General features: G+C 65.3%; 26 protein-coding genes. 4 read left to right on the forward strand and 22 right to left on the reverse strand.

Translation table 11 applies throughout. The annotated features are described in order from the left end of the window. Nucleotides 1-9 precede the first annotated feature (9 nt). From ACQR1L_RS04505 to ACQR1L_RS04545, 9 genes are all read right to left on the reverse strand, one after another. Nucleotides 10-462, reverse strand: coding sequence for a flagellar protein FlgN (locus ACQR1L_RS04505; RefSeq protein ID WP_434856728.1), 453 nt, complete (start codon nt 460-462; stop codon nt 10-12). Nucleotides 463-477: 15 nt separating this feature from the next. After that, nucleotides 478-741, reverse strand: a complete 264-nt coding sequence (locus tag ACQR1L_RS04510; RefSeq protein WP_434856729.1) for a hypothetical protein — start codon at nt 739-741, stop codon at nt 478-480. A gap of 2 nt (nt 742-743) precedes the next feature. Continuing rightward, entirely contained in the window at nt 744-1,982 is a 1,239-nt protein-coding gene (flgE, locus tag ACQR1L_RS04515; RefSeq protein ID WP_434856730.1) for a flagellar hook protein FlgE, read from the reverse strand. A 22-nt stretch (nt 1,983-2,004) separates the two neighbouring features. Continuing rightward, nucleotides 2,005-2,667 carry a flagellar hook assembly protein FlgD gene (locus ACQR1L_RS04520; RefSeq protein WP_434856731.1) on the reverse strand — a complete coding sequence of 221 codons (663 nt, stop codon included), beginning with the start codon at nt 2,665-2,667 and terminating at the stop codon, nt 2,005-2,007. Nucleotides 2,668-2,980: 313 nt separating this feature from the next. After that, entirely contained in the window at nt 2,981-3,274 is a 294-nt protein-coding gene (locus ACQR1L_RS04525) for a hypothetical protein (protein ID WP_434856732.1), read from the reverse strand. A 208-nt stretch (nt 3,275-3,482) separates the two neighbouring features. Beyond that, on the reverse strand, nt 3,483-3,908 hold the full coding sequence (gene fliS / locus ACQR1L_RS04530; protein WP_434856733.1) for a flagellar export chaperone FliS: 426 nt from the start codon (nt 3,906-3,908) through the stop codon (nt 3,483-3,485). Then, the gene (gene fliD, locus ACQR1L_RS04535) at nt 3,908-5,620 is read right to left on the reverse strand and encodes a flagellar filament capping protein FliD (RefSeq protein ID WP_434856734.1); all 1,713 of its coding nucleotides are present in this window, start codon (nt 5,618-5,620) and stop codon (nt 3,908-3,910) included. The genes fliS and fliD overlap by 1 nt, the downstream gene beginning before the upstream one ends. Before the next feature lie 58 nt (nt 5,621-5,678). Next, a complete protein-coding gene (locus tag ACQR1L_RS04540; protein ID WP_434856735.1) occupies nt 5,679-6,503 on the reverse strand; it encodes a flagellin in 825 nt (274 codons plus the stop codon). Between the two features lie 138 nt (nt 6,504-6,641). After that, entirely contained in the window at nt 6,642-7,346 is a 705-nt protein-coding gene (locus tag ACQR1L_RS04545) for an RNA polymerase sigma factor (RefSeq protein ID WP_434856736.1), read from the reverse strand. A gap of 896 nt (nt 7,347-8,242) precedes the next feature. Between ACQR1L_RS04545 and ACQR1L_RS04550 the strand changes: the two genes are divergently transcribed. From ACQR1L_RS04550 to ACQR1L_RS04565, 4 genes are all read left to right on the forward strand, one after another. Continuing rightward, nucleotides 8,243-9,565: a hypothetical protein gene (locus tag ACQR1L_RS04550; RefSeq protein WP_434856737.1), complete on the forward strand. Its 1,323-nt coding sequence runs from the start codon at nt 8,243-8,245 to the stop codon at nt 9,563-9,565. Between the two features lie 20 nt (nt 9,566-9,585). Beyond that, entirely contained in the window at nt 9,586-10,347 is a 762-nt protein-coding gene (locus tag ACQR1L_RS04555; protein WP_434856738.1) for a formyltransferase family protein, read from the forward strand. A 236-nt stretch (nt 10,348-10,583) separates the two neighbouring features. Continuing rightward, on the forward strand, nt 10,584-11,384 hold the full coding sequence (locus ACQR1L_RS04560) for a CbbQ/NirQ/NorQ/GpvN family protein (protein WP_434856739.1): 801 nt from the start codon (nt 10,584-10,586) through the stop codon (nt 11,382-11,384). After that, nucleotides 11,372-13,687, forward strand: coding sequence for a nitric oxide reductase activation protein NorD (locus tag ACQR1L_RS04565; protein WP_434856740.1), 2,316 nt, complete (start codon nt 11,372-11,374; stop codon nt 13,685-13,687). Before ACQR1L_RS04560 ends, ACQR1L_RS04565 begins: the two co-directional genes overlap by 13 nt. Before the next feature lies 1 nt (nt 13,688). On the opposite strand, the gene ACQR1L_RS04570 is transcribed toward ACQR1L_RS04565, so the two are convergent. The 13 genes from ACQR1L_RS04570 to ACQR1L_RS04630 all read right to left on the reverse strand — a co-directional run bounded on the left by ACQR1L_RS04570 (nt 13,689) and on the right by ACQR1L_RS04630 (nt 25,664). Next, a complete protein-coding gene (locus ACQR1L_RS04570) occupies nt 13,689-14,531 on the reverse strand; it encodes an urease accessory protein UreD (protein WP_434856741.1) in 843 nt (280 codons plus the stop codon). Beyond that, nucleotides 14,497-15,144, reverse strand: coding sequence for an urease accessory protein UreG (ureG, locus tag ACQR1L_RS04575; protein ID WP_434856742.1), 648 nt, complete (start codon nt 15,142-15,144; stop codon nt 14,497-14,499). Before ureG ends, ACQR1L_RS04570 begins: the two co-directional genes overlap by 35 nt. A gap of 4 nt (nt 15,145-15,148) precedes the next feature. After that, on the reverse strand, nt 15,149-16,858 hold the full coding sequence (gene ureC, locus ACQR1L_RS04580) for an urease subunit alpha (protein ID WP_434856743.1): 1,710 nt from the start codon (nt 16,856-16,858) through the stop codon (nt 15,149-15,151). A gap of 21 nt (nt 16,859-16,879) precedes the next feature. Then, nucleotides 16,880-17,575, reverse strand: a complete 696-nt coding sequence (locus ACQR1L_RS04585) for an urease subunit gamma (protein ID WP_434856744.1) — start codon at nt 17,573-17,575, stop codon at nt 16,880-16,882. A gap of 12 nt (nt 17,576-17,587) precedes the next feature. Next, a complete protein-coding gene (locus ACQR1L_RS04590; RefSeq protein ID WP_434856745.1) occupies nt 17,588-18,259 on the reverse strand; it encodes an urease accessory protein UreF in 672 nt (223 codons plus the stop codon). Between the two features lie 2 nt (nt 18,260-18,261). Further along, a complete protein-coding gene (gene ureE, locus ACQR1L_RS04595) occupies nt 18,262-18,795 on the reverse strand; it encodes an urease accessory protein UreE (RefSeq protein ID WP_434856746.1) in 534 nt (177 codons plus the stop codon). A 74-nt stretch (nt 18,796-18,869) separates the two neighbouring features. Then, complete coding sequence (locus ACQR1L_RS04600) at nt 18,870-19,907, reverse strand: aliphatic amidase (protein ID WP_012042181.1); 1,038 nt, start codon at nt 19,905-19,907, stop codon at nt 18,870-18,872. Between the two features lie 92 nt (nt 19,908-19,999). Further along, a complete protein-coding gene (gene urtE, locus ACQR1L_RS04605; protein WP_434856747.1) occupies nt 20,000-20,695 on the reverse strand; it encodes an urea ABC transporter ATP-binding subunit UrtE in 696 nt (231 codons plus the stop codon). Then, nucleotides 20,695-21,438 carry an urea ABC transporter ATP-binding protein UrtD gene (gene urtD, locus ACQR1L_RS04610; RefSeq protein WP_434856748.1) on the reverse strand — a complete coding sequence of 248 codons (744 nt, stop codon included), beginning with the start codon at nt 21,436-21,438 and terminating at the stop codon, nt 20,695-20,697. Before urtD ends, urtE begins: the two co-directional genes overlap by 1 nt. A gap of 3 nt (nt 21,439-21,441) precedes the next feature. Then, the gene (urtC, locus tag ACQR1L_RS04615; RefSeq protein WP_434856749.1) at nt 21,442-22,590 is read right to left on the reverse strand and encodes an urea ABC transporter permease subunit UrtC; all 1,149 of its coding nucleotides are present in this window, start codon (nt 22,588-22,590) and stop codon (nt 21,442-21,444) included. Between the two features lies 1 nt (nt 22,591). Beyond that, on the reverse strand, nt 22,592-23,485 hold the full coding sequence (urtB, locus tag ACQR1L_RS04620; protein WP_434856750.1) for an urea ABC transporter permease subunit UrtB: 894 nt from the start codon (nt 23,483-23,485) through the stop codon (nt 22,592-22,594). 63 nt (nt 23,486-23,548) lie between these two features. Beyond that, on the reverse strand, nt 23,549-24,805 hold the full coding sequence (locus tag ACQR1L_RS04625; RefSeq protein ID WP_434856751.1) for a transporter substrate-binding protein: 1,257 nt from the start codon (nt 24,803-24,805) through the stop codon (nt 23,549-23,551). Between the two features lie 250 nt (nt 24,806-25,055). Continuing rightward, the gene (locus ACQR1L_RS04630) at nt 25,056-25,664 is read right to left on the reverse strand and encodes an ANTAR domain-containing response regulator (protein ID WP_434856752.1); all 609 of its coding nucleotides are present in this window, start codon (nt 25,662-25,664) and stop codon (nt 25,056-25,058) included. Nucleotides 25,665-25,681: the final 17 nt, after the last annotated feature.

Consider the following 25,681-nt stretch of genomic DNA (forward strand, 5'->3'; position numbering starts at 1 on the left):
CGTTGTCGATCACGCCCGGACATTGGTTCCGCAGGACGTCGCACGCGCGGCCAGACGACCGCCGGCCCCATAGGGCGAGGCGCTCGCGATCTGGTCGCGGATGGCCTGCATGATCGCCTCGATCCGCCGATGGCTGGCGTCGATCGCAGCGCGCAGGCGGACCAGATTCTCGTCCATCGCGCTGCGCAGCCTGATGATGTGCTCCATGAGCTGCTCGCGCAGCACGCGGTCGCGCACGTCGAGGCTCGCCGTCTGCCTGGCACATTCGGCGACCCGCTGCTCGAAAACCCCGGCCAGCCGGCTCTTGTCGTCGAGCTGCTTGGACCGCGAGGCCGGCAGGCCCTTGGCGAGCTCGGCATTCTCTTCCGAGATCACAGCGATCAATTCATCGATCAGCGCGAGCAAGGTGCGCACGTCGTCCTCGCTCGCCGGCCGTCGATCTGCCTGGGTTCCCTGTTTCATTCTGTCGCTCCCATCTCAATGTTCACGGCGCCGGCTTGCCTGCGCCACGCGCGCGTAGCTGCTCAAGGCGGTCACGCGGACCGCGGCAACCCTGAATTCTTCCTCGAGCAGCGCGCACTCGCGCAGCAGCTTGCGGCGGACACTCTCGATGTCGTCCATCAGCGCCAGCAATTGCGCTCGATCATCCTTGCCGACGGCCGCCGCGCGGAGCTTCAGCCGCCGCAACTTCCTCAACAGCACCTCGCCCTCACCGAGCCGGTCCTTGCTCCGCTCGGTCATGGCTACCTCATCGACGAGATCAGGGTGTCGTACATCTTGTTCACCGCCGAGACGACCTGCGACGCCGCCGAATAGGCCTGCTGGGCGGAGATCATGCTGCTGAACTGGCCTGTCGTGTCCGTCGTGCTGGACTCCAGCTCGCTGCCGTAGACCGTCCCGGCGCCGTTCTCACCGGATGCCTGCAAGGTCGCGTTGCCGGAGGTCGCGGTTGCCGAATACATGCCGCTGCTGTGCGCCACCAGCCCGTTCGGATCGCCGAAGGTCGCCACCGCGATCTTGTAGATCGGCACGGTCTCGCCATTGGAATAGGTCGCTTCGACCAGGCCGTTCTTGCCGACAGAGATGCTGCTCAGCGTGCCGAACGAGACGCCGTCGGAATTGGCGCTGAAATTGGAGACGCTCGGGGTGGTGCTGCCGGAGGCCTTCTGCGTCAGGCCGTCGGTGCCGCCGCCGGTGGTGCCGAAGCTCAGCGCGATCGAGCTGGCCGCCGCGCCGTTGTTCCAGGTGATGCCGAGATTGGTCGAGGAGACGCTGCTCAGCGAGCCATCCGAGTTGAAGTCGATGGTATAGGTGCCGCTGGTCACCGTGCCGTCCGTGCTCGTCGCCGGCGCGAAGTCGGCGGTCCATTCGTTGGCGGTCGTCGACTTGGTCCAGGTGATGTTCATGGTGTGCGCCTGGCCGAGCGAGTCATACACGGTCATCGAGCTGCTGAACGTGTCGCCGCTCGCGGCATCGGCCGGCAGATTGGCGGCAAGCGAGGTCTCGGTGGTGGCTCCGCCGTTGGTCAGCGCGACCCTGGTGTTGACCGGCTCGAGCCCGTTGCCGACGACGTTGCCGCTCGCATCGGTCCGCCAGCCTTCGAGATAGTAGCCGTTGTTCTCGAGATAGCCGGCATTGTCGATCGTGAACGCGCCGTTGCGCGTATAGAACGTCTCGCCGCCAGCGGTGGTCGAATTGGTCGCGACGAAGAAGCCCGATCCCTGGATCGCGACGTCGGTCGCGTTCGTCGTTGCGGCCAGCAGTCCCTGCTGCGTGATGTTGGCGCGGCCCGACACCGACACGCCGCCGGACGAATAAGCCTTGGAACTGCTCGATGCCGTCACCAGCTGTTCGAACAGGCCGGACGTCGTCTTGTATCCGGTGGTGTCCGCGTTGGCGATGTTGTCGCTGATCATGGCAAGCGACGAGCTCTGCGCGTTGAGCGCCGAGATGGCCGAGGACAGTGCTCCAGACAGACTCATGATGCTACTCCGAAAGGTCGCGTCAGGACGTGACGCCGATGATGTTGCTGGCGCTGACCGGGACGCCGCCGACGGTGAGCGAGGGCGTGCTGGTCGATGTGTCGATGCCGGTCACCGTTCCGGTGACGGTCGTATAGTTGAGGACCGAGTTGCCGGCCGAATCGGTGGCGGTGACGGAGATCGTGTATTGGCCGCCGTCGCTGAGCTGGTTGCCGCTCGAATCCGTGCCGTCCCAAGTGATGCTGTTGCTTCCCTTGTTGCCCGTGCCCGTGCCGGTCCAGACCGTGTTCCCCGAGGAATCGTTGATCGAGATCGATACATTCGATGCGGCCGAGGACAATGAGTAGCCGAACGTGGCGGAGCCATTGGAGAGAACGGCCGTGTCCGTCTTCGCCTCGACGGTGTGGCCGATGTAATTGACGGAGTTCAGCGTCACCAGGCTCGAGAACGAACTGGCCAGCGAGGTCATGCTGCTGTTGAGCGACTGCTGCGACGTGTAGTTGGCGTAGGACGTCATCTGATTGACGAAGTCGGTCACGCTGGTCGCGTTGAGCGGATCCTGGTTCTGCAGCTCGCTGACGAGCAACTGGAGAAAGTCGGTCGAGCTCAGCGTCGTGCGCGAGTCGCTACTCGATGACGTCGAGGATGTCGTCGTTGTCGACGAGCTTGTTGCAGTAATCGTCATGGCTGGCTCCGGCTCTCGCAGCACCTCCGGCGTGGTGGAGATGTCTGCTGATCAAACGGCCGAAGCGCCGAGATCAGGCGCACAATCAGGTCGCGAACTACGTTGTTTTGGCGGCAGAATTTGCCGCTGCGCGCTCAGCCGAGGCGGCAAAATTCGCCTGGTACGCAGCGCGGCGAGGCTCGGGCGCGCAACGACGCATGATGACGACGGCGAACCGTCGCGACCGGCTCAATGCGCTCGAGCGCGAACGCGCCATCCGATGCGACCGCCGCATCGATTGATCATTTGGTGGGTGCGGAGTGCGTGGCCCGGCTCAGCCGGCCTCGTGGACATCGGCAGATGCGGGCGCCGTCTGTTCGGACGTCGCCTGGCCAGCCGCCGCAACGATGCGGGCGGCAAGACCGGAGGGGGCACGGATCGGCGTCGACGCCAGCGCCTGCCGCACGAGGCGCGCGTCCGCGAGCAGTCGTTCGGCGTCGGGTGACGACGCCAGCAGATCGGTCGCCGACTGGCGCTGCTCAGCGGGCCATTGGGAGAGGTCCTCACCCAGGCGGTCGATCAGATCCTCGAATTCCCTGACGTCCATCGTCCGGCCATCCCGCGTCATCAGCCTCCTCATAAAGCATTCAGGCGGCGCGCGAAATTGATATTGGCCGACGGCGACGACGGACCACAGGACACGGACCGAAAACCTGTCGATTTTGGCAGGCGGACGCGACTGCGGCCGACCGGAATACCGCGCGCGCCGGTTGATGCTGACTGTTTCCAGCCAGTTTCAGGGAATTTCTGCGGTGCAACAGGAGGCTGATTCGGGCCTATCGGCGGGAGCTCGAATCGCCAGGGGGCCGCACGCTCCGCGCAGCCGCGTCGACGGACTCCCAGGCCTCCCGCAATTGGAGCAGGCTGTTCGTGATCGTCTGGACATGCTCGCGCATGCGAGGCTTGCCGTAGGCGCGCAAGGCCGCGACGATCAGCCCGTTATAGGTCTCGAACAACTGCTCCGCCACGGCCCCGCCCCTGACGGAGTCGAGATGCAGGCTCAATCCGCGCAGGATCGCGGTCGCCCGGGTAAGCTGGGCGTACCCCTCCTCGAAGCGGCGGGCCTCCTGCGCCTGCACCGATTTCTGCAGACAGGTCATCGCGCCATTGAGCAGCATGATCACGGCGCGCAGCGGCGGCACCGCCACGGCCGCGCCGCGATAGGCCTGGCTTGCAAGTTGGGCCATCGAACTCTGGGTCATCAGTCACTCGAACTCGCGTTGAGAAGTGCTTTGAGGTAGGTCAGGGTGTTGTTGGCGCTCTCGATGGCGGCCTGATATCTCGCATACTGTGCCGTGAGCTGCGTCTGGAAGGTCGCGGCCGCGCTCTTGATGTCGTCGACCTTGGCCTGCATCGTCTCGTCCTGGGACGTCAGATTGTCGATCAGCGTCTGCAGCGATCCCGTCGTGGACGAGACGTTCTTCGCGATCTGGTAGATCTGCGTGGCGAGCCCCTGTGTCGACGTCACCGTGATCGATTGCGACGTCGAGCCGGTGTAGGTGAAGGCCATGCCGGCATAGATCGTCCCGGAATTGCCGACGATGGTATTGCCGCTGACGGTGAACAGCGAACTGTCGCCGCCGACCGAGGCGGCCGTCAGGCTTCCCGACGAATCCACCGTGAGATCGAGCGTGAAGGATTGCGGCGACGTTCCGGTGTTGACGACGCTGAGCTGACTCGACGAGGTCTTGGTCTGCGCCGACAGCAGCGTGGTCACACCGCTGAGATTGGTGCTGAGGATCGTCGACAGCGTGCCGGTGTCGAGCTCGAGCTCGTTCTTCTCGTTGAAGGACAGGCCGAGATCGGCCATGGTGAGGCCGCCGACCGAGGTTCCGAGCACCGCCTGCAGCGTGTTCATGATGTCGCGCATCGTGCCATCGCCGAACAGCACCGCGCTCGATGCGGCGGTGCCGTCCGAATTGGTCGTCTGTTGCGCGATGACGGCGTCGCGAAACGCGTTGTAATCGGTGACGAAGGTCTGCAGCGCCGACGAGATCTGGCTGGTATCGGTGCCGATGTCGATGGTCAGCGACGTCCCCGACGGCGTCGCCTGCAGCAGGTTGAACGTCACGCCACTGAGGACATCGGTGATGTCGTTGGTCGTGCGGGTCATGCTGATGCCATCGAGGGTGAACTCGGCGGCCTGCGCGGTCTGCAACACCGTCGAGAAGTCGCCGGCGCTGTCGGTGACGCCGAGCGCATTGAGGACATCGTCGCCGGACGAGCTCGACGTGGTGATGTCTGCGGCATCCTGCGTTCCGGTCAGGACCAGCTGATACGATCCGCTCGACACCTGAACGATGGACGCCTCGACATTGGTCGTGGACGTCTGCGCATTGATCGTATCGACGACGTCCAGCAACGACATGTCGCTCGTGATGGTGATGTCGGCGGTGCTGCCGCCGGTGAGACCCAGTGAGAACGTGCCCGCGTATCCGAGCGCGTCGGTCTGGCTCGACTGCGCCGTTCCCGTCACCTTGTGCGCGGTCGCGATCTGGCCGATGGCCAGCGTGTGGCTTCCCGTCGCCGCGCCGTTGCTCACCGACATCGACAACGCCGATGAGGCACTGACGTCGCCGGTCGAACTGAGCGTCGCCGCCCGCGTCGCGAAGACGTTGGTGGCGAGCGAATTCACCATCGACGTCGCGAGCGAGGAAAGCCCTGACGACAGCGTTTTCAACGCCGTCTGCAGCGTCTGATACGCGGTGATCTTGGCCTCGTTGGCGGTGATCTTGGTCGAGATCTGCGTCGCCTGGGTCAGCTTGGCATTGACGGCAGACTCGATCAGCGCGCTCCAATCGATCGTGCTCGTGGTGCTGGTCCCCGAGGTGGTCAGGGAACTGCTCGAGCTCGTCGATGAAGAAGACGACGATGTCGTACTGCTGGTGCTCGACGTCGCGCTGCTCACCGTCATTCATCGTCCTCCGAGAATGGAGCCGGACCGGCGCAACGCCGGCCCGGCGGATCGCGGCTCAGCCGAGCAGCTTCAGGAGATATTGCGGGATCTGGTTGGCGGCGGCTTCCGCCGACACCGCCGCCTGGGTCTTCACCTGGGCCGAGGACAGCTTCGCCTGCTCCGAGGCGATGTCGACGTCCTTGATCGCCGAATTGGCGGACTGCAGGTTCTGGGTCTGGGTCGAGATCGAGTCGGCCGAGAAGTTGAAGCGCGACTCCTGCGCACCGATATCCGCGCGGGCCTTCGACACCGTGTCGATCGCCGTATCCAGCGTCGTCAGCGCCGTGTTCGCGCCGGCCTGCGTGCTGACGTCGAGCGTCGAAACGCCGAGCGTGGCGGCGGTGAGATCCGACAGTTTGATGTCGATCGTATCGGTGGCGGAGGAGCCGACCAGCACCGACACGCCGGTGGAGAAAGTGCTGGTGCCATCGAGCAGGCTCTGTCCCGAATAGCGCGTGCCGGTCGCGATCGAGGTGATTTCGCTGATCAGCTGCGAGAATTCCGACTGAATGTAGGTGCGGCTGGTTCCGACCGTGGTGCCGGAGGCCGACTCGGAGGCCAGCGACTTCATGCGCGCCAGGATGTCGCTGATGTTGGACGCGCCGCCGTCGGCGGTCTGCAGGATCGACGTCGCCTGCGCGGCGTTCGTCGCGGCCTGCTGCAAGGTGGTGATGTCGGACGAAATGCGGGTCGAGATGGCCAGGCCGGCGGCATCGTCGGAAGCCGCGGTGATGCGCGAGCCGCTCGACAGCTTCGACAGCGAGCTCGTTTCCTGGTTGGAGTTGATGTTCAGGTAGCGGACGGCCGAGTTGGCGGCGATGTTGGTGGAAATGGCGGGCACGGTGAGAACTCCTGAATGATCGGCAAGACACGCCGCATCGTGGACGGACTGACGGTGCGGATCAGCCCCGTCTGATCGATCAAACGGAAGCGACTGCGGGAATCAGGCGGGATTTCTGCCGCGCCGTCGCGCGTATGGTTAGCGGTCGGTAAAGGCGCCGCGAATGTCGCGCTCGTGCCGGCGCAGGATCTCGCGCAGTTGCTGACGTCCGCGCTTCAGCAGCGACTCCACCGCCGAAACCGTCGTGTCCATGACGCCGGCGATCTCACCGTTACTCATGTTCTCGTGATACGACAGGATCACCGCAATGCGCTGCTGCTCGGGTAGCCGCTGCATGGCGGCATCGAGGATGTCGCTCATCTCGGCGCGCTCGATCACGCTGACGGCGTCGGGCGTGCTGTCGGCCACCTCCGGAACGACGTCGACATTTTCGGTCCGCGGCTTGCGGCGGATGTCGATGCAGCGATTGCTCACGACGCGATACAGCCAGGTCGAGAACTTCGCGCGGCCGTGCTGCCAGCGCCCGCGATGGGTCCAGACCTTGAGCATCGTGTCCTGGACGACATCCTCGGCGTCCGCGGCGCTGCCGACGATGCGCAGGGCGATCGCATAGGCGCGGTCGACGTGGCGCTCGACCAGCAGACGGAACGCAAGCTCATCTCCTGTTGCAAGCCTGTCGAGCAGTTCCTTGTCTTCATCAAAGATCGCAGGTTCGACGACGGGCTCGCAGGCGGGAACGGTGCTGGCCGACTCGCTCCAGGGCATCGATACGGCATCCTGCGACGCCGGCTCGTTCAAGGACACGCCATCGGCCGGGGCACAGACATCCAGCGCGTAGCTCATTTCCGACTCTCCAACCCGCATTGCCGATCGCGCAGTTCGCAGACGGCTTCCGATCCTTGAACGGTGCGATCGCCAGATCCAGGCAAGCTATTTTTGTTGTTTTTCAATTGCTTAGATGGAAACTTTTGCCTGGAGCGCGGCAAATTCTGCCGCACGCGAAGGCCGGGTCGCGCGATGTTGAAGACGAGAAAGCCGCTGGTCGGCATGGCAGGGATTCATTCCGGACGACGAATTCAGTAGAAAACGCAACCGCAACGCCAACTAACAGCAGCCGGTGACCACATCTGGCGCAACAGCGCAGCGTCGGCCCCGATGACTCGCGATGTCGTGCGAGCAGTGATTTTCACTCGGCAAATTTTTCCGAATCACGTCGTCGAAATTATCGTATTTTTTGACGCTGTCAGTTGCCGCGTGCCGCGTTTTCGGAAACTGCCGAAGATTTTTTACGACAGTGTGCGCCTGATCGCGCGATTTCATCCGTTGTAGTTGATGCATATGATGATTTAGAGGACGATCGACCTTGCAGGTCGAGCGTTTCGTGCGCGCGTGTATTGCTGAATGTTTCAAATCACGTCGGATCTATGCACGATGATGTCTCTCGCTGTCATGAGAGCATCGGTCGCGACGTTCGCCGTGCGCGCTATCCTCCTGCCATCGGCAATTCCGAGTGCCGAACAACGCCATTGCAGAGCCAACTAATCAAACCCGCGCCCGACGACGGGACTCCATCCTTTCGCGGCCACAAGCTCAACCGCGACACGTTGAAACATCTCGAAAAGAAATACGCGTTTGCCGTGTGAAAGTAACAAGCGCAGCCGCCGATTCAGATCGCCGGACTTCAACTTGATGCGCCTGATTGGCCGCCGTCGTCCGTTTCACGCTGAAGAGGACACGGCATGACGCGATCAGACTTTCACTCCATTCACGGCGCGATAGCAATCTTGCGCAGACATGGCGTCAAGCTCGGCGACCAACAGATGCGCCGCCTGGAATGGCTGTCGCATGCGGTGGGACCTCTCGCGATATGGAACGGCGACCGCCCGTCCGCTGGCGGACGATACACCATCGTCGTCATTGATCCCCCAACGGGCGCGGGCGCGGAGCTCCTATTCGGCGCGATGAAATCGGGCGACGCCATCGTCATTCCGTTCGGAGAAAATCCGGCATTCGATTTCCTCAAATCCAAGTTCACGGAGTGCGGCACGGTCGGCGTCTCCGCGGACGCACCCCACCAGCTATGGTGGGGAGGCATCGACCGGAGCTCTTCAAGCGACGCGGCCGCCAAACCCGCAATGCGCATCGTCTCCTGCCATCCCAGCCGCGTCGGCGACCTGCACGTCTATCATCTGCGGCGATCGCTCGAGCGTCTCGGGCTCGCTTTCGACATCGAAGCGATCGACGGACGGGATCGGCTGACCGCGGCCGACAAATCCGCTTTCGTCGCCCGCATGTGGCGAAGCGCCCGCGAGCCGCTGCTGTATGTCGACCCCGACGTGATGTTTCAGGCGGTGCCTGATCTTCCTCAGCTCGCCACCTGCGATTTCGCGGTCCACAAGTGGAACGGCTGGGAAATGTCAGCACGGACGCTGTATTTCGGCCGCTCCGTGGCGGCCGAGGCGCTGCTTGCAACCTGGCACGACATCGCCACCTCCTATCCGGATGTCTGGGACGGCTACGTGATCGACCAGGCCTGGAGCGCAGTGACGTCCCAGATGGCCCTGGACACTGTCTGGCTGCCGCGATCCTACCATGCCGTCGCAGGCGAAGCCGATATGCGGCGCGCAACCATCGTCCACAATCTCCCGCCGACTGGCATGGATCGGGGCGCCGATGCGGATTTCGCCGTCAGGGCCCGCCTGCCCAGGCGGGCAGGTCGCGCGGGAGCCACGGATTCACTGCTCGTGATCACGTCCGAGGCGGCATCCGATCAAGCCGTCACGGTCATTCTGCGTGACGAGGGCAGCCCCGCGCGTGATACAGCCGCGAGCCTTCAGGCGCTGACCACGGCATTCGCTCGCGACAATGGCGGCTTCTGCCGCCTCGAAGTCTCGCTTTGCGCCTGGCAAGACGACGTCCGGATTGTCAGGGACGCTGCGCGCCGATCGGACAACAATCTGATCGAGATCGCGCCCGGCCAAACGCTGCGGCCCGACCTGTTCCGCGCGCTTGCCGCCAACGCCAGGTCCCAACCATTCAACCTCGTGACCGACCGCCCCTAACCCCACCGGGATTGCGCACCATGTTCGATACGATCATCCTTCTCACCGGCAGCCGCGATCAGCACCTCGCTCTGACCGAGCTCCTCAAGGCGCACAATCCGGCCTTGTCGTTCCGCTGCGCCGTGAGCTTGCAGGAGCTCGAACGCATCGAACGCGACCTGCTCGGCAGATCCCGCCTGATAGCGTTCACGGCGGGCGTCATCGTGCCACCTCATATCCTTCAGGCCCTCGGCCATGGCGCCTACAATTTCCACCCCGCCACGCCCGACTATCCCGGCTGGGCTCCCGCCCACTTCGCCATGTACGAGGGTGCCGAGCGCTTCGGTGCGACGGCCCATGTGATGGAGACCCGCGTCGATTGCGGCGCGATCGTCGGGGTCGAGACATTCGACATCCCCCGTGGCATCGACGTCCGCGGCCTCGAGCAGATGGCGTTCGTGCGAACGGCCTATCTGTTCTGGCGCATGGCGCGCGAACTCGCCTGCCACGCCGCCCCGCTGCCGGAGCTCGATATCAGTTGGAGCGGAGTCAAGAGCACGAAGCAGATGTATGCTGCGATGTGCGAGATGCCCGCCGACATCGCGCCGGCCGAGATGATGCGCCGTATCCGCGCCTTCCACGACGATTACCGCGGCATCGCGCTCACCGTGACCGTCAACGGCGTGCGGTTTGAACTGTCGCGGGCAAGGACTGCGGATGGACTGAAATCCGTGAGCGCCCCCGCTCTTGCGGCCGATGGCGAGGTGCGGTCGGAGGCTCTGCTGGCCAGCAGGGTCAGCTGAACGCCCGGCTGACGGAGCGCGGCGTCGCCCCCGCAGCAGGACGAAACCGGAGCCGCAGGCGACTCATTTCATCTTGTCCCGCGTCGCGTTTTCGTCTCTAATTTGATCGTGCAGCATCGCTGCATGTCCGCACGCTCCGAGGCCGCAGCGTGTTTCCAAGGCAATGATCGCCATATCTCCCTTTGCGGAGAACGGCGACTTTTGGCCGGTCTCCGCACGGGCAAGCGGAGATTCGCATGATCCTCGATTCCTACCGAATTGACGTAGAACCCTATTACCAGCCGTCCGGCCAGGAGGTCGCGACCTTCATGGCCGCCTATCACGAGCGGCTGCCGGTGATGCTGAAGGGCCCGACCGGCTGCGGCAAGACCCGCTTCATCGAGCACATGGCCTGGCGGCTTGGAAAGCCGCTGATCACGGTTGCCGCGCATGAGGACATGACGGCAGCCGATCTCGCTGGCCGCTATCTGCTGGAGCCATCCGGCACGGTCTGGCACGACGGGCCGCTGACTCTCGCCGTGCGTCACGGCGCGATCTGCTATCTCGACGAGATCGTCGAGGCGAGGCAGGACACCACGGTCGTGATCCATCCGCTGACCGACGCGCGGCGCATCCTGCCGCTCGACAAGCACAATGAGGTCGTGCCGGCGCATGCCGACTTCCAGCTGACGATCTCCTACAATCCCGGCTACCAGAGCGCCGTCAAGGACCTCAAGGAATCGACCAAGCAGCGCTTCATCGCGATCGATTTCGGCTATCCGCCGCCGGCCACCGAGAGCGCGATCGTCGCGCGCGAGAGCGGGGCCGATGCCGATCTTGCCCGCCTGCTCGTCAGCATCGCCGAGCGCTCGCGCAACCTGCAGGGTCACGGGCTCGACGAGGGCGCCTCGACGCGGATGCTGATCCACACCGGCCGCATGGTGCGCGCCGGCCTGCCGCTGCCGGCCGCCGTGCAGTCCGGCATCGTGCTGCCGATCACCGACAATCCCGACATCCGCGCAGCGCTGTCGGACGCGATCGAGGCGTGCCTGCCGTGAGCGCGGCGCCGCTGCAACTGCTGACCGATCCCGACGGGCCGACGCGGACGCTGCATCTGTGGATCCGTCAGCGCGAGACGTTGCGGCCGCTCTTCCTTGCGGCATGGGAAACATTGTCGCGCCGCTTCGATGCCGCCGAGATGGATGCGTGGGCTGGCGCCATGCTCGTGCTCGCGAACGTCAATGCCGGGCCGGCCTGCCTGATCGCCTATTGGGAGGCGAGCACCGGCGATACCGCCGGCGAGATCGCACCGCTGCTCGGCGCGGCGCAGGCAGCCGCAGAGGTGTGCCGCCATGCTGGCGCGCCGGCCGCGACAAGTGCGCTGAAGGCGCTGCCCGCAGCCCGCCGCATCCTCGGCCCCGGCGCGGCCCTGTCGCGCTGGTGGCGAACGATGGACATGCTGGCGAAGCAGGCGCCGGAGTCGATCGCTGCCGCCGCGAGCCACATGACCGAGATCCTGCGGCCGGGTACGATCGCGGGGTTCGAAAGCTTCGTCGCCGCCGGCCTGCGCGCCGCCGCCGGCGATCGCCGCAAGCGGCTCGCCTTCTTCTCGCTGCAGGACGAGCTGGCACGCCGCCTGATCGCGCGCGATCCAGGCAGCGTGACGTTCGGCGATGTCGAGACCGAGCTGAAAGCCTTCCTCACCGCGCTCCATGGAGCGGTGCCGCTGCTACGGAGCATGCCGGTCGAAGGCGGGCAGACGCCGCAGCGCCGCTCCGCCCTCGCCGGGCCGCTGATCCGCCTGCCGGAGGTCTATCGCGGCATGCAAGGCGAGGCCGCCCGCGCCTTGTTCCGCGCCGCTGCCGCGCATGCGCAGGCGCATCTCGTGCTCGGCCGCGCCCGCTTTCCGATCGGCCAGCTCAAGCCGCTGCAGGTCGCCCTGGTCAACCTGATCGAGGATGCGCGCGTCGAGGCGCTGGCGATGCGCGCGCTGCCCGGCCTGCGCCGGCTGTGGGCGCCCTATCACGTCGCCGTGCCCACCACCGTTGCGACGGCGCCGACGCTTCTCGCGCGGCTGGCGCGGGCGCTGTTCGATCCCGACTATGCCGATGACGACGGCTTCGTCGGCAAGGGGCGCGCGCTGTTTTCAGCGGCGCGGCCGAGGCTCGATGACCACGCGATCAGCCGCGAGATCGGCATGCTGCTCGGCAACGATCTCGGCCAGATGCGGGTGCAGTTCAACGCCAAGACCTATGTGGTCGAGCCGCTCTACCGCGATGACGGTCTCGGCCTGTGGGAGTTCGATCAGGACACGCCGCCATCGGCCGAGACATTGGAGCTGTTCATCGACGCGGTCAGGCCGGAGCAGCAGCAGCGCGACGATGGCGAGCGGCACGAGCAGGATGCCGAGGACGCGCCGGCCGAGCCCGGCCGCGCCCGTCCCGTAGCCCCGGACGCCCGCGGCGTGATCATCGCACGTTATCCGGAATGGGACCGCGTCGACGCGATCGAGCGCCCCAACTGGACCACGGTGCGCGAAGTGGCCGCGCCGGCCGGCGATGCCGCGCGCATCGAGCATGCGCTGGATCAGGCGAGCGCCCTGCGCAGCCGCGTGGCGCGGCTGGTGCGCAGCGTGCGCATCGGCCGCACGGTCAGGCTCAAACGGCAGCAGGATGGGCACGACCTCGATCTTGATGCAGTGCTCGACGCGGGGATTGCGCTGCGCAGCGGCGAGATGCCGGACCTGCGCGTATTCCGCTCGGCCAAGGCGCTGCACCGCGACCTCTCGGCGCTGCTGCTGATCGACATTTCGGAATCGACGCGCGACCGCCTCGCCTCGGGCGCGACCGTGCTCGACGTCGAGCGCCTTGCGGTTGCGCTACTCGCCGAGGCCATGGATCAGCTCGGCGATGCCTTCGGCCTGCTCGCCTTCGCCTCGGACGGGCGCAACGACGTCCGCATGACCACCATCAAGGCGTTCAGCCATGCCTATGACCGCGACTGCCGCGCGCGGCTTGCTGGTCTCGCATCGGGACTGTCGACCCGGCTCGGCACGGCGTTGCGCCATGCCGGCGCGGTGCTGCAGACAGCCACCACAAGCCGCAAGCTGCTGATCGTGCTGACCGACGGCGAGCCCTCCGACATCGACGTGCCGGATCCGCTCGATCTCATCGAGGACGCGCGGCTCGCCGCGCTCGGACTACATGGCCGGGGCATCGATGCCTATGGCGTCGTGCTCGGCCGCGGCGGCGTCGATGCCGCGACGCGCATCTTCGGCCGCGGCGACACGATGCTGGTGCATAGTGTCGAGGATCTGCCGGCGCGGCTGTCGGAGCTGTATTTCAGGCTGGCGCGGCGCTGAGCTATTTGCGCCGGCGCGCCAGCGTCAAGCCGAGCGCGGCCTCGGCCGCAACATGGAAGGCAGCATCCATCGCGCGCGACAGGATGCCGCCGTCCGGCGCGAGGATGCGCAGCACGAGGCCGGCGTCGTTCGGTGCGGCCGACGTGCCGGCCAGCGCACCGCAGGCATCGGCCGCCTGCTGCAGGCTCTTCGCGGACGGCAACCGATCGGCCGGCGCGATGAGGACGAGATTGGCGGCCGCGGCCATCGCGCCCAGCGCGCCAGAGAGGTCGTCGCCGCCGATGCGGCCGGCGTCCTGCAGCAGCAGACGGCCGTCGGGACGCACGATGCGCAGGCGGCTCGACAGCTCCGTGAACATCCGGCCGCTCCCGCGCGGATCGTGCACGGCAAAGCCGTCCGCCACACACAGCACGGCATCCTCGGCGACCGTCGCCGCGGTCCGCAGCGTGAGCTCGGCCCCGGGAAACAGCACATAGGGATCGTTCGTCACGGCGCAGAACGCACCGGCCTCGACCGTCACCGTCAGGCGTTGCACGGCGCCGACATCGCGGCCGTCGTGAACCACAGTCGCCGCCTGTGTCGTGAGGTGAAACGCCGCGCCGCGCGCGACGCTCACATCGAGGCCGATGCGGTCGCCGGCATAGAGACCGCCTGACGCCGATTGCAGATACAGCGTCAGCAGATCGGGTTTGGCCGCATCGAGATAGAACCCGCGCGTCACATGCAGGGGATAGCCGACATGCTGACGGCGCAGCATGCTGCGGCCGCCGGCATGTTCGATGGACAGCGCGGCCTCGACCGCGCGGCCCTCAGACGCGGAACAGGACGGCAGCGGAGATCGCATCGGCGACCGCCTCCACGCCAGTGCCCGATTTCAGATTGGTCGAGATGACCGGTCGCCCGCCACGCACCTGCCGCGCGTCGGCGAGCATGCGCTCGAGATCGACGCCGACATGCGGCGCCAGGTCCATCTTGTTGACGACCAGGAGATCACAGCGCAGCAAGCCAGGTCCACGCTTGCGCGGGATATCGTCGCCGCCGGCGACGTCGATGACGAAGATCCACCAGTCGACGAGGTCGAGCGAGAAGGTCGAGGCGAGATTGTCGCCGCCGGATTCGAACAGGATCAGCTCGACGCCGGGAAAGCGCGCCTCGAGCTCGTCGCCGGCCGCGATGTTCAGTGTCGGATCTTCGCGGATGACGGTGTGCGGACAGGCCCCCGCCTCCACCGCCGACACCCTCTCGGGATCGATCAGGCCGGAGCGGCGCAGCCGCTCCGCGTCCTCCTTGGTGACGAGATCGTTGGTGACGACGGCGAAATCGATGCCGCGCCGCTGCAACACCGGGATCAGCGCCTCGATCAGCGCGGTCTTTCCGGAGCCTACGGGACCGCCGATGCCGACGCGTGCGGCCCCCGTCGCCGCTTGCACATCGGTCGACCTCAATGTCTGCAGCATCGTCTCACCTCAGCATGTAGCGCCGCGCCAGCGGCAGCTCGCGCGCCGGCTCGCAGGTCGCGAGCTCGCCGTCGACGAAGACATCGAAGGTCTCGGGATCGACCCGGATGTTGGGACACGCATCATTCCACACCATGTCGCGCTTGGAGAGCTTGCGCGTGCCCTTCACCGGCAGCAGCTGCTTCGACAGGCCGAGCTCGGCAGCGAGCCCGCGCTCGATCGCCAGCGGATGCACGAAGCAGGCGGACAGCGCTGCGGGCGCGCGGCCGAACGCGCCCCATTGTGGCCGCATCAGCATCGGCTCGCAGGTCATCAGTGACGCCGCGCTGTCGCCCATCGCGCCCCAGGCGATGAAGCCGCTCTTGATCACGAGCTCCGGCTTGATGCCGAAGAACGCCGGACGCCACACCACGATGTCGGCGATCTTGCCGTCCTCGAGCGAGCCGATGTGGTCGGCGATCCCAAACGTCTTGGCGGCATTGATCGTGTACTTCGCGATATAGCGGCGGATGCGGGCGTTGTCGCCGAAGCCGGGCTTGTCGTCCGGCAGCGGCCCGCGCTGGTCCTTCATCTTCGAGGCCAGCTGCCAGGTCCGGCAGATCACCTCGTGGATGCGCCCCATGCCCTGGCTGTCGGAGCCGAGCATCGAGATCGCGCCGATGTCGTGCAGCACGTCCTCGGCCGCGATGGTCTGCGCGCGGATGCGGCTCTCGGCGAAGGCGACATCCTCGGGGATGGCCGGATTGAGATGGTGGCACACCATCGTCATGTCGAGATGTTCGTCGAACGTGTTGACCGTGTAGGGATTGGTCGGATTGGTCGACGACGGCAGGCAGTGCATCTCGCCAGCGACGCGGATGATGTCGGGCGCATGACCACCGCCGGCCCCTTCGGTGTGATACATGTGGATGGTGCGGCCGCCGATCGCCTCCAGCGTGTTCTCGACGAAGCCGGACTCGTTCAGCGTATCGGTGTGGATCTGGACCTGGAAATCCCAGGCGTCGGCGACCTTCAGACAGGTGTCGATCGCCGCCGGCATCGTGCCCCAGTCCTCGTGCAGCTTCAGCCCCATCACGCCGGTCTGCAACTGCTCGATCAGCGGCGCCTCGCGATACGAATTGCCGCGGCCAAGGAAGCCGAAATTCATCGGCCAGGCCTCGGCCGCCTGCAGCATCTTGCCGGTGTTGAACGGACCACCGGAATCGATGCCGACGGTGATCGGGCCGAGCGAGCCGCCGATCATCGTGGTGATGCCGCTCGCCAGCGCATGCTCGACCAGGCCGGCGCTGTCGAAATGGACGTGCACGTCGATCGCGCCAGGCGTCGCGACCAGGCCCTCGCAGTCGCGCACGGTGGTGCCGGTCGAGACGATCAGCCGCGGATCGACGCCGTCCATGATCGCGGGATTGCCGGCCTTGCCGATGCCGACGATGCGCCCGTTGCGGATGCCGAGATCGCCCTTGACGATGCCGATGACGGGATCGATCACGGTGACATTGCAGAGCAGGAAATCCAGCGCGCCTTCGGCGCTGGTGATGCCGGCCATGCCGATGCCGTCACGCAAGGTCTTGCCGCCGCCATGCAGGCATTCGTCGCCGTAGATCGCGTGGTCCTTCTCGACCACGGCGAACAGCGAGGTGTCGCCGAGCCGCACCGCATCGCCGGTGGTCGGGCCGTAAAGTGCGGCGTAGTCACGCCGGTCGATCGTCGCCAATGGATATCCCCCTTCAATTGGTCAGGCGCCGCGGAAGCCGCGCGCCTTGGCGCGCGCCAGCGCCGCACTGCGCACCGCAGGATCCGACGCTGCGCCATCAGTCAGATTGTTGAGGCCCGACAGTTGCTGCTGGCCGCCGAACTCCACGAGCGTGACCTCCTTCGAGGCGCCCGGCTCGAAGCGCACGGCGGTGCCGGCGGGAATGTCCAGCCGCATGTTGAAGGCTGTGGCGCGATCGAATTCGAGCGCCTTGTTGACCTCGAAGAAATGGAAGTGCGAGCCGATCTGGATCGGACGGTCGCCGGTGTTGACCGCGGTCAAGGTCACGGTGCGGCGGCCTTCATTGAGCGTGAGCTGGCCCGCCTGCGCCCTCACTTCGCCCGGGCGCTCCGGATCAGCGGTGGCGCCCGGCGCGGGACGGATCGGCTCATGCACGGTGACGAGCTTGGTGCCGTCGGGAAACACGCATTCGACCTGGATGATGTCCATCATCGCGGCGATCCCCGGAAGCACGTCGTCGGTCGTCAGGATGGTCGAGCCGTGGCTGATCAGGTCGGCCACGCTGCGGCCGTCGCGCGCGCCTTCGAGGATCTCATCGGTGATGATCGCGACGGCCTCAGGGTAGTTCAGCTTGAGCCCGCGGGCACGGCGGCGGCGCGACAGCTCCGCGGCGTTGAAGATGGTGAGGCGCTCGAGTTCGGTGGGTGTGAGCAGCATGCAGTGACACTCTCAATTGGCGAACAGCCGCAATTCGGCATGGACGTGCCGCGCGGCGGCAATGTCGAGAACGGGGATGAAGCTCTCCAGCTCGGCGTCGTCATCGACCGGACGCGCGACCAGCTCGTCGATCAGCGGCAGCAGCGCCTGCAGCACGCTCTGTCCCTGCAGCGCGCCGACACTTCCGAGCCGCACAGCGGCCGTGATGAGCCCGGAGGCGACCGTGTAGGCCGAGCACAATTCGGCATGCCGCTCCTCCAGTTGCAGCGCAGCCCAGACCGCGCCCTGCATGACGGCGATATGGCCGTGGCCCTCACCTGCCCTCAGGCGCTCGCGCAGCTTCACCGCGAGCGGCTGGCCGAGCCGCGCATGCGCGGCCAGGAAGGATGCGCCGTTGCGCCGCGAGCCCGCGCGCAACGCCTCGATCAGGGTCGACGCCTCGACCTCCCGGTCGATCGCGTCGAGGACCGCGACGTCTGGCCCGGCGCGGAACGATCGCAACAGGGCAACGCGGTCATAGCTCGCCCAGCGCTGCTGCAGCACCGCCGCGCAGAGGCGCTCGAACTCCGGCAGGCCCATGTCGGGCCGCAGCGCGAGCGCGCCCTCGATGCCATAGGAGAACGCGAACGCGCCGCTCGGGAATGCGGCATCGGCCTGCCAGATCGCACGCAGCAGCGGCAGCATGGTCAATGATCGCCGTGATGATGATGGTGGTAATGATGGCCGCCGGTCGACGCCGGCTCGGCAGGCGCCGGGGCATCCGCGGCATCCTCGTCGAGCACGGTGACGGCGACGCGGCGCGCCGCGATCAGGTTCTCGATCCGCGCGGTGTAGTCCTCAGGGCGCCCTTCCAAGGCGACCAGCAGCACCTCGCCGCCGAACCTGACGCGCCAGTGCAGATTGCCGACTTGGTAGCCGAGCTCGACCGCGTCCGAGATCGAGCGCGGCTCGAGCCGCAGCCAGCGCTCGGTCGCGGCGCGCACCACGATGGCGCGGTCGGCCTCGAGCAGCAGCACCGCGCCGTCGAACAGTTTCTCGGTCCGCGGCAGCGCAATGGCTAACTCCTCGCCGCTGCGCGTCGCAATCAGCAAACGGCGGCGTGCGAGGTCGGCGGCCGGCACAGTGACGACATCGACCGCCCCCTGATGCTCGAGACGATGGAGCTCCTCGGAGAAGTCCGGCTCAAGCCTGCTGCCCAGCACGTGCTCGATGCGTCGCATCGCAGAAATCTCCATTCACCCGATGACAAGACAATGTCGGCGGCGGATGTGGCCCGCCGCCGACGGCATTCGAGCTAGCGGTGCGCGACCTTCTTGTTCGGGATGCCCTCGATCGGGCATTCCTCGGTCCCGACGGTCGAGCGGGTGAACGACTCCACCATCTCGCGCGTCCCCTCGGGATCGGCGACCCATTTGGCGTAGAAGTCGTACGGACAGGCCGCGACGCCGCGATCGCCGTCACCGGAGTTAATCAGACCGGTGTAGCCGCGGTGGACGAGCTTGAAGAGGTGGTTCTGCGACTGGCCGTTCTTGCGCGCGTCGCGGATCAGCGACTTGGACAGCTGCGCATACTGCACGCCGTAATCCTCCTCGCCGCATTCGCCGAGCGTGCGGCCGTCGAAGCCGATGATCGCCGAATGGCCGAAATAGGAGTAGACGCCATCGAAGCCGGAGGCGTTGGCAACCGCGACATAGACGTTGTTGGCCCAGGCCATCGCCTTGGCCATGATCACCTGCTGGTCCTTGGCCGGGTACATGTAGCCCTGGCAGCGCACGATCAGCTCCGCGCCCTTCATGGCGCAATCGCGCCAGATCTCTGGATAGTTGCCGTCGTCGCAGATGATCAGCGAGATCTTCAGGCCCTTCGGCCCTTCCGAGACATAGGTGCAGTTGCCGGGATACCAGCCCTCGATCGGCACCCAGGGCATGATCTTGCGATACTTCTGCACGATCTCGCCCTTGTCGTTCATCAGGATCAGCGTGTTGTAGGGCGCCTTCTTCGGGTGCTCCTCATGACGCTCGCCGGTCAGCGAGAACACGCCCCAGACCTTGGCCTTGCGGCAGGCTTCCGCGAAGATCTCGGTCTCGTCGCCTGGCACTGTGGAGGCCGTCTCGTACATCTCCTTGGAGTCGTACATGATGCCGTGAGTCGAATATTCCGGGAAGATCACGAGATCCATGCCCGGCAGGCCCGTCTTCATGCCGACGATCATGTCGGCGATCTTGCGGGCGTTGTCGAGCACCTCCGCCTTGGTGTGAAGGCGCGGCATCTTGTAGTTCACGACGGCGACGCCGATCGTGTCGTTGCTGGACGTGATATCACCGTGAAGCATCTTGCTCTCCTTGCTGCCAACCCGTCAGAAGCCTGCCGTTCGCGATGCGATGCGCCGGCCCGCGCATCCACTTTCTCCACGACATCCGATCGTCACACTGCCATGTGGCGGTGAACCATCGCGTCGGTGAGTTCCGAAATGTCTCCCGCCGCGACGATGCGGCCCTTCTCCATCATGGCGAAGCGGTGCGCCGCGTTGCGTGCGAACGCGACGTTCTGCTCGACCAGGATCACCGTCAGCCCGACCTCGCGGTTGAGCCGGATGATGACGTTCTCGATCTCCTCGACGATCGACGGCTGGATGCCTTCGTTCGGCTCGTCCAGCAGGATGATCCGGGGGTTCGCGGCCAGCGCGCGGGCGATCGCGAGCTGCTGCTGCTGTCCGCCCGAGAGCACGCCGCCGTTGCGGTCGAGATTGTTCATCAGATACGGGAACAGCTCGGCGACCAGCGGCGGGATCTCGCGCTTGCCGTCGGCCCGCGCGAACGATCCCATCAGGATGTTCTCGCGGATGGTGAAGTCTGGAATGATCTCGCGCCCCTGCGGCACATAGGCGATGCCGGCGCGCGCCCGCTTGAAGGTCGGCTCGGCGCCGATCTCCTGATCGCCGAGCCAGATCTGGCCGTGCATCTTGTCGGTCAGCCCCATCAGCGTCTTGAGCAAGGTCGTCTTGCCGGTGCCGTTGCGGCCCAGGATCGCGGTCACGCGGCCATCGGGCACGTCCAATGAAACGTCGTGCAGGATGTGGCTGCGGTCGTAGAAGCTGTCGACATGCGCAAACGCCAGCATCAGGTGATCCCCTTCGATCCGAGATAGGCGGCGCGCACCTTGGGATCGTTCTCGATCTCAGACACGCTGCCTTCCGCCAGCACCTGGCCGAGATGCAGCACCGTGATCCGCTCGGCGATCTCGCGGACGAAGGCCATGTCGTGCTCGACCACGATGATGGTGTGGCGGCCCTTGAGATTGTTGACGATCAGCGAGGTCTTGTGGGTCTCGGCCTGGGTCATGCCCGCGGTCGGCTCGTCCAACAGGATGATCTTGGGATCCTGCGTGATCAGCAGGCCGAGCTCCAGCCATTGGGTCTGGCCATGGCTGAGATAGGCCGCGACCTGGTTGGCCTCCTCGGTCAGCCCGATCAGCTCCAGCACCTCGTCGATCTTGGATTTCGCTGTAAAGCCAAAGCCGAGATTAGCGAACACGCCGGGATTCTTGCAGCTCGCCACTTCCAGGTTGCGGCGGACCGTGAGCTCCTTGAACACGCTGGGGATCTGGAACTTGCGGCCGATGCCGGCGCGGGCAATCTTGTGCTCCTCCCAATTGGTGATCTCGGTGTCGTGTACGAACACGCGGCCGCCGGTCGACTTCGTCTTGCCGGAGATCAGGTCCATCAAGGTCGTCTTGCCGGCGCCATTGGCGCCGAGCAGCACGCGTAGCTCGCCGTCCTCGACGATCATCGAGACGCCGTTGACCGCCTTGAAGCCTTCGAAGTCGACGCTGAGTCCGTCGATGGTAAGCGCTGCCTGGGCCATGAGCTACTCCGCCGGCTGCGAGGATGGATCGTTGACGCGCAGGGCCGGCGCCGGGGTCGACGGCTTCCGCGCAATGAAGCGGTCGATCAGGTCATGGGCGAGTCCCGCGATGCCGCGTGGCATGTAGAGCACGACCAGGACGAAGATCAGGCCGATGATCGCCTTCCACGCTTCGGCAAAGCCCTCGGTCTCGCTGACCGTCGCCGAGATCATGTTGATCAGGATCGCGCCGATGCAGGCGCCGAGGATCGAGGCGCGGCCGCCGACTGCGGCCCACACCACCATGGTGATCGAGAAGCTCAGATCCATGAAGGTCGGCGAGGCGAATTCCGACACGATCACATAGAGCATGCCGGCAAAGCCTGCGATCAGCGCCGACACTGCGAAGAAGAAGATCTGGTAGGCCGGCACGTCGAAGCCGAGATAGCGGGCGCGGTTCTGGTCGTCACGGATCGCCTGCAGGATGACCCCTGCCCTTGTCTCGACCAGGAGGCGTGCCAGCACCAGCACGACGCTGAGCGAGATCGCGATCAGATAATAGGTCGGCACGACATAAGGATCGAACTCGAACTCGCCGAGCTTGAACCAGCCGAGGTCGGTAAGGCCATTGAAGCCGTTGGTGACCGGCTGGGCGTCGATCATGACCAGCCGCACCAGCAGCACCAGCGCCAGCGTGATGATGGAGACGAACACGCCGGCGATGCGCTTGCGGAACACGATCGAGCCGAGCACGAAAGCGATCACGACGGGCAGGATCAGGCCCATGGCGACACCGAACCATTGGCTCTGGAACGGTAGCCAGAGGAACGAGGCCTTGTTGATGCAGCACAGCTCGGTCTTGGCGCCGGGCTCGGCGTTCCAAAGCATGAAGTCCGGCACCGGCCTGTCGGAGCCCTGCTGCAGGCTGGTGGTGCTCGCGAGCTTCAGCGACATCGCCAGCATGTAGGCGCCGGCGCCGAAGAACAGCCCCTGCCCGAGGTTGAGAATGCCCGCGTAGCCCCAGGACAGCGCCACGGCGATGCCGAGCATGCCGAACACGAGATACTTCGCCAGGCGGTTGAGCCAGAACGAATCCATGACGAGCGGCACGAGCATGATCGCGACGATGAAGATCGCGTAGATCGCCCAGTCGATACGGCGCTTCGACAGCATGTCAGCGCCCCTTGAGGGCGAACAGGCCCTTCGGCTTGAGCACGATGATGGCGATGACGACGCCGAACACGACGGCGCGGGCGAGGATGTCGTTGGTCGCGGCCGCAACGAGCCCGTTGATCTCGCCGAGAATGCCGGCGGACAGCACCGATCCGAGCAGGCTGCCGACGCCGCCCATGACGACGACAAGGAAGCCGTCGACCACCATCGAGGTGCCCATGTCGGGAAACACCGTCTTGAAGCCGGACATCATCACGCCGGCGACGCCGGCAAGGCCCGATCCGAAGGCGAAGGTCAGCGCGTTGACGCGGGTGACGTCGATGCCGCAGGCGGCCGCCATTTTCGGATTGCGGATGATGGCACGGACCTGCGTGCCGGCCACGGTGCGGTAGATCACGAACCAGGTGGCGATGGCGAGAACGGCCGTGACCAGGATGATGAAGGTCCGATAGCGGTTGATGTCGGAGCCGAAGACATGGAACGTGCCCTGCAGGATGTCGGGCACGCTGACATTCTGCAGCCCGGGGCCGAGGCCCTGGATGTGGATGCCGAAAAATGACAGCCCGAATTCGAGCCGCACGGCCTGCTGGATCAGGATGGCGATGCCCCAGGTCGCGAGCAGCGTGTCGAGCAGCCGGCCATAGAGCTTGCGGACCACCACACGCTCGATGAGCAGGCCGAGCAGCGCGGTGACGATGAACGCGAGCGGGATGGCGACGAAGATGTTGGTGCCCAGCCACAGGCCGGAGAGCACGGTCACATAGGCGCCGACCATGACCATCTCGCCATGGGCCATGTTGATGACGCCCATCGCACCATAGGTGATGGCGAGGCCGAGCGCGACCAGGAGCAGGATCGATCCCAGGCTGAGACCGATGAACAATACCTCGAGCATGACATGTCTCCCGCCATCCACCGCGCGAGGGAGGCGCGCGGTGGATGAGGTTTCCTTACGACGTCAGGTTTTCAGCTTGGCCGCGTCGAGACCTTTCCCAGTACAGAAAAGGTTCGTCGGGGTCTCGCCATAGGCGACGTAGGGAAGCGGCATGACCGGCTCCTTGTAGGCATCGATGATCTTGCCCTGCCCGTCCGGAAGCCACTGCGCGATGCGCGGCGTCAAATAGGTATGCAGGTTCTCGGCCTCGATCTTGACGTGGCCGTTGGGCGCGTCGAACTCCTGGCCCTTCACCGCCTCGCGGATCGCCACCGGCGTGATCTCGGCGGCCTTCTCGACCGCCTGCTTCCACAGGAACACCTGGAAGTAGGACGATTCCAGCGCGTGATGGGTCACCGCCTTGGGGTCCTTGACGAACTTGCGGTAGCGCTCGATGAACGCCTTGTTGCGGTCGGTGTCGATCGCCTGGAAGTACGGGAACGAGGTGAAGGAGCCGACCGCATATTCGGCGCCCATGGCCGCGATCTCGATCTCCGAGGTCACCGTGGCGCAGATCGGCAGCTTGTCGTGGGTCAGGCCCTGGTTCTTGTACTCGCGATAGAACGCGATGACGGAGTCGCCGACCACGTTGGACAGCACGACGTCGCAGCCCGAGCTCTTGATCTTGTTGACCATCGAGCCCCACTCGGAATGGCCGAGCTCGAGATATTCGTCGGCGATCCACTCGCCGCCGTTCTTCTCGATCAGGATCTTGGAGACCTTGGCCATCTCGCGCGGATAAATGTAGTTCGATCCGACGATGAAGAACTTCTTCTTGCCGAGCGTCTTGATGATCCAGGGGATGAAGTTGGACAGCTGCTGGTTCGGAACGGCGCCGGTGTAGACGACGTTCTTCGAACACTCGAAGCCTTCATAATAGGTCGGATAGAAATACAGATTGTTGCGCTTCTCGAACACCGGGAGCACGGCCTTGCGGCTCGCCGAGGTGTAGGAGCCGAACACGGTCGGGACCTTGTCCTGGATGACGAGCTTGGAGGCCTTCTCATTGTAGGTCTTGGGATCGGAGGCGCCGTCCTCAGCGATCGCTGAGATCTTCATGCCCTTGACGCCGCCGGCGGCGTTGATCTCGCTGATCGCCATCATCGTGGCGTCGTGCAGCGACTTCTCCACGATGGATAGACCGCCCGTCAGCGAGAATAGCACGCCTACCTTGATCTCGCCGGCCGCCTTGGCGCCAGTCGAGAACACCCATGGCGAGGTAATCAGTGCGCCGCCCGCCAGGGCGCCGCTCTTCAAGAATTTGCGTCGATCGACTGCCATACCGCACACTCCCCGTTGTCCAGGCACACGTCCTCGTTCGCGCCGAAGCACGTTGCTTGCTGCCAAAATTCGCCCAGAGCGGTTCGAGCTCCGACGACGCGCGGAGCGCCGGCGGTCAAACTCGAGCCCAAAAACAAAAAAGCCCGACGAACCCTTCACGGGTTCTTCGGGCTACCTAGCCGATGCCAGACCAGCATCCTTGATGGTCCGGCGGCGCTGAGATGGATCAACTCCCCTCAACTAACAAAAGCTAATCATTCTTCGCGCGGTATTGCAAGAGCTCGTTTGCATGAATGATTGCCGCAGCCATGTCGTCCATCGACAGCCGCTTGGACATCGCCTGCTTGCGGATGCTCTCATAGGCATCAGCCTCGCTCAATCCCTGGCCATCCATCAGGATCGCCTTGGCTTTCTGGATCCGCTGGATGCCGGCAAGCTTGCGCTCCAGCTTCCGGACGCGCTTTTCGGCTTCGCGCCGCTCCAACCACAGGCTGCGCGCAATCGTCAGATTCGTGAGCAATCCGAACGGCCGGATCGGCCGCTCGATGACGGCGACCGCACCGGCCTCAAGTACCAGTTGCAAGGTGGATGGATCCTCATAGGAGACGACGGCGATGAGGGTCGGCCGATGGTTTGCATCCGATTTGAGCAGCCGCTGGATCTCCAACCGCATGTCGTGCTCGATCGCGAGCAAGACGACGTCGGCGCCATCCGCCCATCCATCCGGCACCGGCCACTGGATCTCGACCATGCAACCAATGCGGCGCAGATGCTCGACGAGCTTGGTCCGCTCGCTGTCCGGCGGGTGCACGACATGGACCCGCAGGCCGCGCAGATCACGAAGAATTTGGATCGCCACGCCCGATTCTCCGCCAC

The sequence above is a fragment of the Bradyrhizobium sp. HKCCYLR20261 genome (assembly GCF_051168435.1).
Lineage (GTDB): Bacteria > Pseudomonadota > Alphaproteobacteria > Rhizobiales > Xanthobacteraceae > Bradyrhizobium.

Coding starts and splice junctions, on each gene's coding strand:
- ACQR1L_RS04505 (WP_434856728.1), bottom strand. CDS start 462: ATGAAACAGGGAACCCAGGCAGATCGACGGCCGGCGAGCGAGGACGAC.
- ACQR1L_RS04510 (WP_434856729.1), bottom strand. CDS start 741: ATGACCGAGCGGAGCAAGGACCGGCTCGGTGAGGGCGAGGTGCTGTTG.
- flgE (WP_434856730.1), bottom strand. CDS start 1,982: ATGAGTCTGTCTGGAGCACTGTCCTCGGCCATCTCGGCGCTCAACGCG.
- ACQR1L_RS04520 (WP_434856731.1), bottom strand. CDS start 2,667: ATGACGATTACTGCAACAAGCTCGTCGACAACGACGACATCCTCGACG.
- ACQR1L_RS04525 (WP_434856732.1), bottom strand. CDS start 3,274: ATGACGCGGGATGGCCGGACGATGGACGTCAGGGAATTCGAGGATCTG.
- fliS (WP_434856733.1), bottom strand. CDS start 3,908: ATGACCCAGAGTTCGATGGCCCAACTTGCAAGCCAGGCCTATCGCGGC.
- fliD (WP_434856734.1), bottom strand. CDS start 5,620: ATGACGGTGAGCAGCGCGACGTCGAGCACCAGCAGTACGACATCGTCG.
- ACQR1L_RS04545 (WP_434856736.1), bottom strand. CDS start 7,346: ATGAGCTACGCGCTGGATGTCTGTGCCCCGGCCGATGGCGTGTCCTTG.
- ACQR1L_RS04550 (WP_434856737.1), top strand. CDS start 8,243: ATGACGCGATCAGACTTTCACTCCATTCACGGCGCGATAGCAATCTTG.
- ACQR1L_RS04555 (WP_434856738.1), top strand. CDS start 9,586: ATGTTCGATACGATCATCCTTCTCACCGGCAGCCGCGATCAGCACCTC.
- ACQR1L_RS04560 (WP_434856739.1), top strand. CDS start 10,584: ATGATCCTCGATTCCTACCGAATTGACGTAGAACCCTATTACCAGCCG.
- ACQR1L_RS04570 (WP_434856741.1), bottom strand. CDS start 14,531: ATGCGATCTCCGCTGCCGTCCTGTTCCGCGTCTGAGGGCCGCGCGGTC.
- ureG (WP_434856742.1), bottom strand. CDS start 15,144: ATGCTGCAGACATTGAGGTCGACCGATGTGCAAGCGGCGACGGGGGCC.
- ACQR1L_RS04585 (WP_434856744.1), bottom strand. CDS start 17,575: ATGCTGCTCACACCCACCGAACTCGAGCGCCTCACCATCTTCAACGCC.
- ACQR1L_RS04590 (WP_434856745.1), bottom strand. CDS start 18,259: ATGCTGCCGCTGCTGCGTGCGATCTGGCAGGCCGATGCCGCATTCCCG.
- ureE (WP_434856746.1), bottom strand. CDS start 18,795: ATGCGACGCATCGAGCACGTGCTGGGCAGCAGGCTTGAGCCGGACTTC.
- ACQR1L_RS04600 (WP_012042181.1), bottom strand. CDS start 19,907: ATGCTTCACGGTGATATCACGTCCAGCAACGACACGATCGGCGTCGCC.
- urtE (WP_434856747.1), bottom strand. CDS start 20,695: ATGCTGGCGTTTGCGCATGTCGACAGCTTCTACGACCGCAGCCACATC.
- urtD (WP_434856748.1), bottom strand. CDS start 21,438: ATGGCCCAGGCAGCGCTTACCATCGACGGACTCAGCGTCGACTTCGAA.
- urtC (WP_434856749.1), bottom strand. CDS start 22,590: ATGCTGTCGAAGCGCCGTATCGACTGGGCGATCTACGCGATCTTCATC.
- urtB (WP_434856750.1), bottom strand. CDS start 23,485: ATGCTCGAGGTATTGTTCATCGGTCTCAGCCTGGGATCGATCCTGCTC.
- ACQR1L_RS04625 (WP_434856751.1), bottom strand. CDS start 24,805: ATGGCAGTCGATCGACGCAAATTCTTGAAGAGCGGCGCCCTGGCGGGC.